The sequence below is a fragment of the Streptomyces dangxiongensis genome (genome assembly GCF_003675325.1).
In the GTDB taxonomy this organism is placed as follows: domain Bacteria; phylum Actinomycetota; class Actinomycetes; order Streptomycetales; family Streptomycetaceae; genus Streptomyces; species Streptomyces dangxiongensis.
Map to the genome: position 1 here is coordinate 6940739 of NZ_CP033073.1, position 12690 is coordinate 6953428.

General features: G+C 74.9%; 10 protein-coding genes. 3 read left to right on the forward strand and 7 right to left on the reverse strand.

The features are described from left to right. Positions 1-125 precede the first annotated feature (125 nt). Positions 126-1628, reverse strand: coding sequence for an MFS transporter (locus D9753_RS31400; RefSeq protein WP_121790068.1), 1503 nt, complete (start codon positions 1626-1628; stop codon positions 126-128). 168 nt (positions 1629-1796) lie between these two features. Beyond that, positions 1797-2273, reverse strand: a complete 477-nt coding sequence (locus D9753_RS31405) for an Lrp/AsnC family transcriptional regulator (protein ID WP_121790069.1) — start codon at positions 2271-2273, stop codon at positions 1797-1799. A gap of 231 nt (positions 2274-2504) precedes the next feature. Here D9753_RS31405 and D9753_RS31410 point away from each other — a divergent pair, with 231 nt between their 5' ends. Beyond that, positions 2505-4025, forward strand: coding sequence for an FUSC family protein (locus D9753_RS31410; RefSeq protein WP_121790070.1), 1521 nt, complete (start codon positions 2505-2507; stop codon positions 4023-4025). A gap of 215 nt (positions 4026-4240) precedes the next feature. Next, positions 4241-5278 (forward strand): lactonase family protein, encoded by a 1038-nt coding sequence (locus tag D9753_RS31415; RefSeq protein ID WP_121790071.1) that lies wholly within the window; start codon positions 4241-4243, stop codon positions 5276-5278. Between the two features lie 100 nt (positions 5279-5378). On the opposite strand, the gene D9753_RS31420 is transcribed toward D9753_RS31415, so the two are convergent. The 4 genes from D9753_RS31420 to D9753_RS31435 form a co-directional block, all read right to left on the reverse strand. Continuing rightward, entirely contained in the window at positions 5379-6305 is a 927-nt protein-coding gene (locus D9753_RS31420) for a sirohydrochlorin chelatase (RefSeq protein WP_121790072.1), read from the reverse strand. A 226-nt stretch (positions 6306-6531) separates the two neighbouring features. Beyond that, entirely contained in the window at positions 6532-7500 is a 969-nt protein-coding gene (locus D9753_RS31425; protein WP_121790073.1) for an N-acetylglucosamine kinase, read from the reverse strand. Then, on the reverse strand, positions 7497-8174 hold the full coding sequence (locus tag D9753_RS31430; RefSeq protein ID WP_121790074.1) for a uracil-DNA glycosylase: 678 nt from the start codon (positions 8172-8174) through the stop codon (positions 7497-7499). The genes D9753_RS31425 and D9753_RS31430 overlap by 4 nt, the downstream gene beginning before the upstream one ends. Positions 8175-8380: 206 nt before the next feature. After that, positions 8381-9472 carry a WD40/YVTN/BNR-like repeat-containing protein gene (locus D9753_RS31435; protein ID WP_163010843.1) on the reverse strand — a complete coding sequence of 364 codons (1092 nt, stop codon included), beginning with the start codon at positions 9470-9472 and terminating at the stop codon, positions 8381-8383. A gap of 272 nt (positions 9473-9744) precedes the next feature. Between D9753_RS31435 and D9753_RS31440 the strand changes: the two genes are divergently transcribed. Beyond that, the gene (locus D9753_RS31440; protein ID WP_205614312.1) at positions 9745-10338 is read left to right on the forward strand and encodes an Rv1733c family protein; all 594 of its coding nucleotides are present in this window, start codon (positions 9745-9747) and stop codon (positions 10336-10338) included. 174 nt (positions 10339-10512) lie between these two features. Here the strand turns inward: D9753_RS31440 and D9753_RS31445 are convergent, their stop codons facing one another. Further along, positions 10513-12666 (reverse strand): HEAT repeat domain-containing protein, encoded by a 2154-nt coding sequence (locus tag D9753_RS31445; RefSeq protein ID WP_121790076.1) that lies wholly within the window; start codon positions 12664-12666, stop codon positions 10513-10515. Between the last annotated feature and the right edge of the window lie 24 nt (positions 12667-12690).

Sequence of the window (12690 nt, forward strand, 5' to 3'; positions counted from 1 at the left end):
CCGGCAGGCGCCTGTACCGAGCCGCACGCACGCTCGTCGAGCCGGCTGCGTACTTGCGCACCGAGCCGGTTGCCCGCCCGCGCGTCGAACCCTCTTCCCGCACTCCGCCGCGCCGCCCGGGTGTTTCAGGAGGCGCCCCGGACCCGTTCCTCCGTCCCGCCCTCCTGTGAGCCCCGCCGGACCGCCTCCCCGGTCCTGCCCGGCTCCGGATGCACATGGCGTTCCCGCAGGTCGGCGATTGCCAGCACGAGGGCGACGAGGATGATCCCCACGGCGGTGAGCAGCCCGAGCTGGACCGCCGTGCCGGCGCTGCCATGGTTGGCGAGGTGAGCGAAGTACACCGCGCCCACCACGGCGATCCCGGCCGCGGAGCCGACGCGCTGGCCCGTCTGGAGGACGCCGCCGGCCGCGCCCGCACGGTGGACCGGGACGCGGGTGAGGGTGAGGGTGGTGTTCGGGGAGACGGTCAGGCCGCTGCCGATGCCTCCGATGAGCATCGGCAGCGCGGACGCCCATCCCACGCCCCGCCCGGGCACCAGTTCCACCGCCGCGACCACACCGAGCAGCCCCAGCGCCACTCCGCTCAGACCGATCACGACCAGCGTGCGGCCGAAGCGCAGCACCAGCCGGCCGCCGATCGCGGCCCCGACCGCCGAGGCCGCCGCGAAGGGCAGCACGCTCAGGCCCGCGGCGAGCGCGCTGTATCCCACATTGTTCTGGAGATACAGGGTGTAGACGAAGAAGACCGTGGTGAAGCCCGCGAAGTACGAGAGGCTGACCAGGGCGCCGAGGGTGAAGGAGCGCAGGGAGAACAGCGCCAGGTCCACCAGCGGAGCGTGCCCGCGCAGCCCCTGCCGTCTCTCCCAGACCCAGAACGCGCCCAGCAGCACCACGGCCACCGGCATCAGCGCCCACTTCTCCCGCCCGGTCCACTGCTGCTCCTGCACCAGGGGCAGCATGAGTGCGAGAACCCCCGCGCCCAGGAGCAGTACGCCGAACGGGTCGAACTCCTCGCGCTTTCCCGCCGGTGCCGCGAAACGGGGCAGCAGCCGGAGCCCGGCGACGAAGGCGGCCGCCCCGATCGGCAGATTGACGAAGAAGACCCAGCGCCAGCCGTCGTCGGTGCCGACGGCGTCGATCAGCAGGCCGCCCGCCAGGGGACCCACCGCCGTCGACACGCCGATGACGCTGCCGAGCAGTCCGAAGGCCTTGGCCCTCTCGGCGCCCTGGAACATCTGCTGGATCAGCCCCGAGGTCTGCGGCGCGACCATGCCCGCCGCCGTGCCCTGGATCAGCCGGAACAGCACCAGCCAGGAGGGGCCGGGCGCCAGCCCGCACGCCGCCGAGGCCACCGTGAACAGGGCGAGCCCGAACAGGAAGGCCCGACGCCGTCCGTGCATGTCACCCAGCCGGCCCGCCGGGACCAGGGCGAGCCCGAAGGTGAGGGCGTACCCGGAGACCACCCACGACTGGGCGGCCTGGGAGGCTCCCAGCCCGTGTTCCATCGAGGGCAGTGCCACGTTCACGATCGAGGTGTCGAGGAGCGAGATGAAACCCGCTGCGAGGCAGACCCCGAGCGCCTTCCATCGCCGGTCGTCGGGGGCGGGCCGGGCCTGAACTGTGCTCATGGGGTCACGCTATGCAGTCATGGCCCACCGCGCACGGTGAGAATCGACGGGCCGGCCCCGCAACGGCGCCTGCCGGCAGCACCGGTTCAGCGCGCCGCGCCGGGCCTGGACGCGTTCGCCCGCCGAGGACCGCCCCGGTGGCCTCGGGGGAGTCATTGATGCCGACCGTCAGGCGCGCGCCGTCCGGCCGACCGACTCCACCAGCGGCAGCAGCCGGTGGGGAACGCGTTCGCGCAGCGCCACCTCCGTGCGGGTGCGCACCACGCCGGGAAGACTGATCAGTTTCTGGATCACGTCCTCCAGATGGGCGTTGTCCCGGCCCACCACGCGCGCGAGCAGGTCCCCGCCACCCGTGATCGAGAACGCCTCCACGATCTCCGGTACGGCGGCCAGCGCGTCGCCAACGTCGTCCAGGTGGCCCTGGGTGACCTCGATGTGCACGAACGCCAGCACCGGATGGCCAAGGGCGGCGGGGGAGAGGGAAGGACCCGTACCGGTGATCACGCCGTCGCGTTCCATCCGGTCCAGCCGGGCCTGGAGCGTGCCGCGGGCGACACCGAGGATGCGGGCGTACTCGCGCACGCTGGTGCGCGGCTGCTCCAGGAGCAGTCGCAGGATGCGGGTGTCGAGTTCGTCCACGGCCATGACGTACGACTGTACCAATGGTCCAGGTCGCCGCAGGGGGCGTGACCCGCCCGACCTGGACCGTTGGCATTCCGGCGGGCGCCGCTCCCCGTTCGGCAACTGGCCAATGGCCCAGTGAATCGGGCAACACTTGAGCCAGTGACCTTCCTGATGCTCTCATGGGGGTGTCGATGGCGCTGCGGATCCCCGCGGCGCCTTTTCCGTGCCGGTGTTTCCCAGGGGAGGGCAGCAGTGCTGAAGAGGATGTTCGTGGCTCCGGACCCGGGGCGTGGGCGGTTGCGCTTCGCCGCACGGGCGGTCCTCGGCATCGGACTGGCCGTCGTGGTCTGTTTCGGCGCCGGGCATTCCCTCGCCGGCGCGGTCACCGGCGGCCTCGCCGCGCTGCTCGCCCTGTTCACCGTGGCCGACCCGACCGTGCGCGGTCAGGCGGTCACCACCGCGCTGCTGCCCGCCGTGGGCGTGCCGGTGCTCGCCGTGGCGGCCGGGCTGCACGACGTCCCCGTCGCCCGTGACCTGGCCTTCCTCGCCGTCGTCGGCGCCGGCGTGTACGCGCGCCGCTGGGGGCCGCGCGGGCACAGCCTCGGCGTGTTCGCCTTCATGACCTTCTTCGTGGCCCAGTTCCTGCACGCCACACCGGCCCGGCTGCCCGAGCTGTACGCCGCCGTCCTGCTGTCCGTGCTCAGCGCGGCGGCGGTCCGCTTCGGCGTGTGGTGCTACGAGCGCCGGCTGCCCCCGGCCGTCGTACCCGCCCCGCCCGGTGCGACCGGGCTGGCCCGGGTGACCACGCGGCAGGCGATCCAGGCGACCGCGGGCGCCGGGTTCGCGCTCGTCGCCGGCCAGCTCCTGTCGGGACAGCGCTGGTACTGGGCCGTCGGCGCCACCTGGTGGATCTTCGTCAACACCGCCTCGCGCGGCGAGACGCTGGTACGCGGCTTCCGCCGGGTCCTCGGCACTGTGATCGGCATCGGCCTCGGCCTCCTCGTCGCCGTCCCCCTGCACGGCGCGCCCGTCCCGACGGCCGCCCTGGTCACGGCCAGCGTCTTCGGCATCTTCTACACGGCCGCCGTCTCCTACACCTGGATGATGCTCTGGGTGACGCTGCTCGCCGAGAGCCTCTACGGCCTGCTCGGCGTCCTCAGCCCCGGACTCCTCGCCCTGCGGCTCGCCGAGACCGGTGTCGGCGCACTCGGTGCCGCGCTCGCCGTCCTGTTCGTGCTGCCGGTCACCACGCACGCCACCACCGACGCCTGGATCCAGCGGGCCCTGCGCTGCGTCCACGCCTGCACGGCCGAGGCCGCGGCACGCCTCGCCGGTTCCGCCACGGCCGACCCCGCGCCGCGCGTGGCCGAACTGGAGCGGCTGCTCGGCCGTGTCCGGCTCTCGGTGGCCCCGCTGGTGCACCCGCTGAACCCGATGCCGGCCCGCAAGGCGCGCGCCCGCCGGGTCCTGGCACTGCTCGACGACTGTGCCCGTGAGATCAGGGGCCTGGTGGCGGTCGCTGCCGACCCCGAGGCCTCCCACGACGCCCGTCTCGCCGCCGCCTGCTGGCGCGTCGAGACCGCTGTCGAGGCCCTCACCGCCGGCCGCTGGGAACCCCTCCACCGCCCCGCCGACTCGCCCGCCGAGCCCGTCCTGGCCCATCTGCACGGCCTGGAGCGCGCGCTCGCCGCCCTCGCCGAACCGCTGCGGACACCGTTCGTAGCGAGGCCGGCGGAAGCGGAGGCCCTGGCCGGACGGCCGGACGGCTTCTGACACCGGCCGGCGCACCCTGGCGTGCGCCGGTGGAGGGCGTCGTACGGCAGGGTGTGCGCGGGGGGCCCGTGCCGGCGACGGTGTCGATGTTCTCCCGAGGCCGTCGAGCACCGCGTCCGCGTGAACAACCGGCCAGCCGCCGCCTCTTGGTCTAGACCGCCAGTGCCGGGCTGCTACCGTCGGCCCCGGACTGGCTCGACCGAGAGGGGACAGCGGTGGCACAGGGCGGCAGGCCGGGCAGACGCCGGGCGTTCATCGGCTCGTTCACGGCCGCGGGCGGCCCCGGACTGGTGACCGCCGAGGTGGCACCGCACGGCGGCGCCCTCACCGTCGTCGCCGCCGCGGAAGACGTACCCGACCCGTCCTACCTGGCCCTGTCACCGGACGGCGGCACGCTCTACGCGGTCAGCGAGACGGCCGAGGGTGCCGTCGCCGCCTACCGCGTCACCGGTGACCGGCCGGAACCCGCCGGCCCGCCCGTGCCCGTGGACGGCAGCGGCCCCACCCACCTCGGCCTGTACGCCGGGCACGTGCTGACCGCCAACTACGGTTGCGGCAGTGTCACCGCCGTGCCGCTGCGCCCCGACGGCACCCTCGCCGCCAGGCCCTCCGGCCGGCTCCAGCACACCGGCTCCGGACCGCACGAACGGCGCCAGCGCGGCCCGCACGCCCACCAGGTGCAGGCCGATCCCAGCGGCCGGTGGGCCGTCAGCGTCGACCTCGGCACGGACTCGGTCCGCGCGTGCATCCTCGCGGACGGAACCCCCGCCGTGCACCGCGAGACCGCCCTGCGCCCGGGCTCCGGCCCACGTCACCTGGCCTTCCACCCGGACGGCGAGCACGCCTACGTCGTCAACGAGCTGACTCCCACCGTGACCGTGTGCCGCTGGGACGCCGGGACCGGCTCCCTGAAGCCGCTCACCGAGGTCCCCCTGCTGCCCGGCGCCCCCGCCGGGGACGCCTACCCGTCCGGGATCGTCGTCTCGCCCGACGGCCGCTTCGTGTGGACCGCGACCCGCGGCGAGGACGTCCTGTCGGTACTGGCCGTCGTGGCCGACGGCCTCCGGCTGACCGGCACGGTGCCCTGCGGCGGACACTGGCCGCGCGCCCTGGCCGAGCACGACGGCTACCTGTACGCCGCCAACGAACGCTCCGGCGACGTGACCTGGTTCACCGTGGACGAGGCGACGGGCCTGCCCCGCTACGACGGCTCGGTGCGGGTCGCCGCGGCCTCCTGCGTCGTCTTCGCCTGAGCGGCGCGGGCCCCGGCGCAACGTCTTTGCCGGGCCCCGGAACGGCGAAGGGCCCGCTCCGGAACGGGAGCGGGCCCTTCGCCGTACGGAGGCCGACGGGTCAGCGGACCGGCGCGCCCTGTGCCTGCTGCGGGGCGATGCCCAGCGCCGTCGTGTACTTGGCGAGCGCCAGCTTGCCGATCGCCGGGTACGCGCCGAGCGCCTCCGCCGTGGCGCAGCCCGCCTCCGCGGCCGCCTCTGCCGTCAGCGCCGGGTCGATCTCCGGGCCGATCAGATACGGCGCCAGGGCAAGCTGGTGCGAACCCGAGGAACGTAGCTGCTCGGCCACCGAGGAGATGGAGCCCTCCTGGTCCAGCGCCGCGGCCATCACCGGCACCGCCAGACGCGCGGCGAGCAGCATGCCGGTGATGCCGGCCGCCTGCACCGCCTCCTCACCGCCCACGGAGGCCAGGATGATGCCGTCGGCGGCGGTGGCCACGGTGAACAGCCGGGCGCGGTCGGCGCGGGCCAGACCCGCCTCGGACAGCCGCACGTGCAGCGCCTCGGCGAGCAGCGGGTGCGGTCCGAGGACATCGGTCAGCTCGGCGGCGACCCGGCTGTCCATCACGGCCTGACGGATGTGACGCAGCAGCGCACCGTCCGGACCGGCCAGCAGCGGGACGACGACGGCGACCGGGCCGTCCGGCTCCCGGACTCCCTCGACACCGGCGGCGACGGCCCGCTCGTAGCGGGCGGTGCGCTCCTCGGCGGCGTGAGCCAGCACGGAGCGGAGCGTGGTGAACTCCGAGTCGTCCCCGTCCAGGTACCCGATCCGGGCATCCAGGCCGGGCAGCTCGGAGCGGGCGATGCTCACGACCTCCTCGGCGAGGCTGCGCGTGGCGGCGCTGGGCACGCCAGGCACCGCGAGGACGAGCGCCGGCGCGCCCTCGGGAGCCACCAGCGGTTCCGGGCGGCGGTGGCGTCCGGGCTGGCGGGGTCGCGGCATTCGTACGGGCAGGCCGGACGCGGGTCCAGTGGGGGAGCTCATGGCGCCGAATGTTACTGGCTCATCGGGCTACGCCGTTTGGGGAGGGTGCAGGTGAGCGGTATCCGTCCGGTTTTGTCTGATGAGTTACGTACGGTTGACGTCTGATCCGGGGCGCGCTCCGCGCATCACGGGCCGCGACCGGGAACAAACCGCTGGTGAGGGTCGTGCGGCCCCCCCCCGCACACCAGCGGTCACCCAGCACGGCTCACACATCACACGGCACGGTTCACACATCCCGGCTCACGCAGAGCATGGTTGTTTCGGTCGGCAGGGTGAGCCGGCCCGCCGCCAGCGCCTCGGCGATCCGTACCGAGCCGTCCAGCGGGTCCCCTTCGGCCGGAACCCGCCTGGCGTGCGGCAGCCTGCGCGCCAACTCCTCGCGCAGTGGTACGAGGAGCGGGTCTCCCATCGTGAACAGACCACCGGTGAGCGCCACGTCGGGTGTCCCGCCGACCGGGCACACGACGGCCGCGGACTCGGCCATGTGCCGGGCCGCCGCGCGCAGGATGCCCGCGGCGACCGGATCGTGCCCGGCGCACGCGGCCACCCGGGGGGCGAAGGAGGCGAGTACGGCGGGCCGGTCGGTGCGGGGATAGAGCAGGCCGGGCAGCCCGCGCACCGGCCCGAACTGCCGCTCGGCACCGGCCAGCAGCGGCAGGGAGCCGCCGTCCCGGCCGTCGTGGGCGCGCAGCGCCGCCTCCAGGCCGGCCCGTCCGATCCAGGCTCCGCTGCCGCAGTCGCCCAGCAGGTGCCCCCAGCCGTCGGCCCGCCGCCAGCCCCGCAGATCCGTACCGACCGCGATCAGCCCGGTGCCCGCGGCCAGCACCGCGCCCGGACGCGGTCCGAGGGCGCCGACGTACGCGGTGACGGCGTCCGCGGCGAGCGCCACGGTCCGCACACCCAGCTCCCGCGCGAGGGCGTCGGGCAGCTCGGCGCGCAGGGCGTCGCCCAGGCCGGCGAAGCCGGCGGCGCCTACGACGGCCGTGCCCAGCTCCCCCACCCCCGCCTCGGCGGCCAAGGCGCGGGCCGGCGGGAGGAGTAGCTCCATGAGGTGGGCGGGGTCGATGCCCCGCGCACCCGTGCGGACCGGTTCCCCGATCTCCCGGCGGACCGGGGGCTCCCGCCCCGGGACACCGACGGCGACCCGGAGGCCGGAACCGCCGGAGTCCACGGCGAGAAACCCCGGCGAGCTCACGGCAGGCGCCAGTCCACCGGCTGTCCGCCCTGCTGCATCAGCAGCTCGTTGGCCCGGCTGAACGGGCGCGAGCCGAAGAACCCGCCGTCCGCCGACCTGGGCGAGGGGTGCGTGGACTCGACCGCCGGCAGAGTGCCCAGGAGCGGACGCACGTTACGGGCGTCGCGGCCCCACAGGATGGACACCAACGGCTTGCCGCGCGCCGCCAGGGCTCGTATCGCCTGCTCGGTGACCGCTTCCCAGCCCTTGTCCCGATGCGCCCCGGGCCGCCGGGGCGCGGTGGTCAGCGCCCTGTTGAGCAGCAGTACGCCCTGCTGCGTCCACGGGGTGAGGTCGCCCGTGGACGGCTGGGGCAGCCCCAGGTCGCTGTTCAGCTCGCGGAAGATGTTGAGCAGGCTCGGCGGCAGTGGACGCACCTCGGGCGCGACGGAGAAGGACAGACCCACCGCGTGCCCGGGGGTGGGGTACGGGTCCTGACCGATGATCAGGACCCTCACCTCGTCGAAGGGTTGCTGGAAGGCCCGCAGGACGTTCGGTCCGGCCGGCAGGTAGGTGCGTCCCGCGGCGATCTCCGCGCGCAGGAAGTCTCCCATCTCGGCGATCCGTCCCGCGACGGGTTCCAGGGCCTTCGCCCAGCCCGCTTCGACGATTTCGTGCAAGGGTCGTGGTGCCACGGGCGTCACCCTACTGCGGTACACCCGCCGACGATCAACCGATGGCCGAAGCACGACCCGCAGACACCCACGATCCCGCCCGCCCGCTCGCCGACCACCGTCCCCCATACGCCCGCTCGCCGACCATCGCCCCCCCGTGCGCCCGCTCGCCGGCCACCGCCGCCGGTGCGCCGTCGCTCGGCCGGCCACCGTCACTGCGCGCCCGCTCAGCCGACCACCGCCGCCCGGACGCACAGCACGTCCGGCAGGTGTGCGGCCAGCAGTCTCCAGCTGTCGCCGTCGTCGGCCGACGCGAACACCTCGCCGTTGCGGTTGCCGAAGTACACCCCCGCCGGGTCGGCGTCGTCCGTGCACAGGGCGTCCCGCAGCACCGTGCCGTAGTGGTCCTCCTCCGGCAGCCCCTCGGTCAACGGCTCCCACGTGCCGCCCGCGTCCGCGGTACGGAAGACGCGGCAGCGGTGCCCGGCGGGCACCCGGTCGGCGTCGGCGTTGATCGGGAAGACGTACGCGGTGCCGGACCGGCTCGGATGCGCCGCGACCGCGAAACCGAACGTGGACGGCAGGCCCTCACCGATGTCGGTCCAGTGCCCGGCCGCGTCGTCACTGCGGTACACCCCCCAGTGGTTCTGGAGGTACAACCGGTCCGGGTCGCCCGCGTCTCTGGCGACCTTGTGCACGCACTGGCCGAACTCCGGGTCTGGATCCGGCAGGAAGACGGCGGACACACCGGAGTTGGACGGGGCCCAGCTCGCCCCGCCGTCGGCCGTGCGGAACACCCCCGCCGTCGACACCGCCACGGTCACCGCCCGCGGGTCGCGCGTGTCGGTGAGCACCGTGTGCAGCCCCTCACCGCCACCGCCCGGCACCCACCGCGAGCGGGTCGGGTGCTCCCACAGCGGCCGGACCAGCTCGAAGCTCTCACCGCGGTCCGCCGAGCGGTACAGCGCCGCCGGTTCCGTGCCGGCGTACACCACGTCGGGCTCGGCGGCGGCCGGGTGCAACTGCCAGACACGCTCCAGGGAAGCACCGGTGTCCCTGGGGAACCGGACGGCCGGCTGCGCCGGTTCGGTCCAGGTGCGGCCCAGGTCGTCGGAGTGGAACACCGACGGGCCCCAGTGCGCGCTGTCACCGCCCGCCAGCAGCCGGGGCCGCGGGCCCCGGGTGTCGATCGCGACCGAGTACACCGCCTGCGCGTTGAAATACGGACTCCCGTCGAACTCCCAGGGGCCACCACCGCCCCGCTTCCGCGCGATGAACAGGCCCTTACGGGTGCCCACCGCGAGCAGTACCTCGGCCATGCCGCTCACCTCCGGGACGTCTTTGTCCAGGTAGTCGCCAGATATCGGCCAGTGTGCACCCCACCCCTGACACTCTCCCCCGGTGGACGTGTCATCGCAGGTCACCGTCGTGTCGCCGGCCTGGGGCGAAGACCGGCCGGGTCCGTTCCGGCATGCGCCTGCGCGAGAGAGGTGTCTCGTGCGACCGTCGGGGAGACGGCTCGTCGTGAGCAACGGAGCGATCTCTCCCGTATGGGAGGGCGGTCCGGCCGGTCGGTGCGCTCGTGAGGAGGATGCCCTTGAAGGCGTTCCGTGGTCCGAAGGTGTGGCTGTGGCGCTGGCGGCGCAACCCGCTCAAACGCCGGGCCGACGTGCTGGAGGCCTGGGTGGTGCTCGGCACCCTGCTGCTGACCGTTCTGGCCGGAGTGCCGGCCGGCCTCGCGGCGGCCCGCTCGGTGGAGCACGGACTCGCCCGCCAGCGCGCCACCTGGCACCCCGCTGTCGCCCGGGTCGCCGCCCGGGTCCCGGGGCCGTCCCGCCCCTCCGGCAGCCACGCCTCCGCCGGTGAACGGATCTGGGCCGAGGTCCGCTGGACGGCGGCCGACGGCTCTGCCCACACCGGTCAGGTGCGGGTGGAGCCCGACATCAGAGCCGGCACACCGGTCACCGTCTGGACCGACCCGCGGGGCCACCTCGTCAGCCGCCCCACGACCGCGTCCGAGGCCGCCTTCCGGGCCACGCTGATAGGCCTCCTGGTCGGCGTGAGCACCGCCGCCGTACCCCTCGCCGGCGGCCTCGCCGCACGGGCCCGCCTGGAACGCCGCCGCCTGGACGCCTGGGACACGGAATGGGCCCGCCTGGGCCCACAGTGGGGACGCACGGTCTGACCCGGCCGGTGGCACAACTCCGGTTCGGTGTCGGGGGATGCTTCGGTTGTGCGATGAGGCAGCCGGTTCCGGCCGGTTGGCTCCGCGGTGGCCGCGGTGGCCGCAGCCGCCCCATGGCCGTAGTAGCCGCGTAGCCGCAGTGGCCCCATGGCCGCAGTGGGCCCCGGTGCGCCCCTACAGGCTCGCCAGCACCTCACGGCACAGCCGTATCAACTCCTCGTCCGCCGGGATGTCCTGGCTTCCGTAAGCGCCGTCACCGGTGGCCATGTGGCGACGCGGGGCGTCCAGTTCCGAGGTGACCAGGTCGCGTAGCGGCGCGGCGGCCGAGCCCATCGTGGTGAGGCAGCGGGCGACGGGCACACGGGTGCGGGGGTCCTCCGCCCAGGCCGCCCGGAACACGGGCCGGACGGGCCCCGGCTCGGCGGTGATGTGCCACAGCGCGCACGCGGCCGGAACCCGTTCGCGCGCCGGCCCCGACCGGGCGAGCCGGCGCAGTGCGGGCAGGGCGGCTCGGGCGGCCGGCCCCATGCTGCCCAGCGCGCGGACGGCGTGGTGCCGGGCGACCGGATCGGCCTGCGTCAACTCACGGACGAGGACGGGGAGTACGGCGGACACGTCCCCGTCCGCCGACCACAGCGCGCCCGCGGCGACGGCCGCGTGCCGAGTGTCCAGCAGTCGGCCGAGCAGCGGCCTCGCCTGCTCGGCGGCACCCAGGGCCGCCAGCGTCCCGATCACCTGGCCGACGACCGCGTCCCGCGCTTCCGGGCCGCCGGGCGGGTCCGACAGCAGCCGTAGCAGTTCCGGGACCGCGTCGGTGTCACCGGTGGCTCTCACCGCCGTCAGCAGCGGGGCGGCGAGCCGGGCCGCGGTGGGGGAGGCGAGCGGGACGCGGCCGAGCCGGTGCCGCAGCGCGGGGGCCAGGGGAGCCGCGGCCCGGCCCAGGTGGGCGATTTCGAAGCCGAGGCCCACGGGCGCCGCCGGGCCGGCCAGGAGTTGCGCCAGGGCCGGGACGGCGCGGGGATCACCGGCTCTGGTCAGGGCCTTGAGCGGGCCGCCCAGCGTCGGCGGACAGCGCTCCCAGCGGTGCGTCCACAGGTCGGGCCGGGTGGCCACCAGCGCGTGCAGGTCGTCCGCGGCGGGCACGGCCAGGGCGAACAACTCCGCCAGGACCGAGACCGCCGCGTCCCGTAACCGGTCCTCCTCGGTGCCGAGCTGGGTGCCCAGCAGCCGCACCACTCCGCCGTGGTCGCCGCGCCAGCCGCGGAACAGCCCCGCAGACATCCACACGGCGTTGCACCGGTCCACCGGGTCCGGACTGGTCAACTGCCCGGCGAGCAGGGCGAGCCGGGCCATCACCCGGTCACCGAGCGCGCCGTGCAGCGTGCGTAGCAGCACGGCGCCCTCCTCGTCGGAGGGCCGCAGCCGGCGTATGCGACCCACCAGGGTGTCCGGGCCGCGGTGCTCCCGGGCGAGGACGCGCCGCGCGGACCGCTCCCTCAACAGGCGGACCACCGTCGGCACCAGGCCGACGGGGAGCCGGCCCGGGGCGTGGAGCGCGAGCTGTCCGAGTGCCGCGAGCCGCAGCGCGGGCGAGGACGACGGGCCGCTGTGATCCGCCAGGTGCGCCATCGCGGTGTCGGCGTGCGCGGGGTACCGGTGCGCGAACAGGCCGAGGGCCTCCGTGAGGGCGAGCAGGACACAGTCGTCCCGTTCGTCGTGCAGCCGTTGCCGCAGCAGCTCCAGGACCCTGAGCGGCTCGTCCAGGAAGCGCACCACAGCGCCGGCCGCCGTCCGGCGCACGGCCGGATCCGGGTCCGCGGCGAGCCGGGCGAAGGACGCGGCACCCGCGCGGACCGCCTCCCGCGCGCGCCGGTCCGGGCCCTCGTCGGCCGGGCTCTCCCCGTCGATGTCACCGATGCCGTGGCTGCCACCGGCCCCGCTGACACCGATCTCGCCGCCTCCGACGCTGCGGACGCCGCCTTCGACGCCCTCGGTCCCGCTGAGGCCGCCGGCCCCGTCGACGCCGCTGACGCCGCCGGTCCCGTGGCTGCCGCCGAGGCCGCCGATGCTGACCAGGAGTTCCACGATGCAACCCCGGTCGGGCACGTCCGCGCGGGCGGCGAGCGCGAACAGGAAGGGGACGCAGGCCAGCGTCGAGTCGTACACCCTGCCCTGGTGGTGCACCGCGCCGTACATCCGGTCGAGCGCGGCCGCCCGCTCGGCGGCGTCCGTGGACGCCAGTGCCCGTAACCATCCGGGCATGTCCTCCGCGCTGCCGTGCGCGTGCCGCAGCGTGGCCCAGTCGACCTCGTCGATCCCCGTGAACACGTTGTCCTCCCCGCGCGAGCGCCC

Bases quoted from the DNA above. Each gene is read 5' to 3' on its own strand.
- D9753_RS31400 (WP_121790068.1), bottom strand. From the start codon at position 1,628: ATGAGCACAGTTCAGGCCCGGCCCGCCCCCGACGACCGGCGATGGAAG.
- D9753_RS31405 (WP_121790069.1), bottom strand. From the start codon at position 2,273: ATGGCCGTGGACGAACTCGACACCCGCATCCTGCGACTGCTCCTGGAG.
- D9753_RS31420 (WP_121790072.1), bottom strand. From the start codon at position 6,305: ATGAGCTCCCCCACTGGACCCGCGTCCGGCCTGCCCGTACGAATGCCG.
- D9753_RS31435 (WP_163010843.1), bottom strand. From the start codon at position 9,472: ATGGCCGAGGTACTGCTCGCGGTGGGCACCCGTAAGGGCCTGTTCATC.
- D9753_RS31440 (WP_205614312.1), top strand. From the start codon at position 9,745: ATGCCCTTGAAGGCGTTCCGTGGTCCGAAGGTGTGGCTGTGGCGCTGG.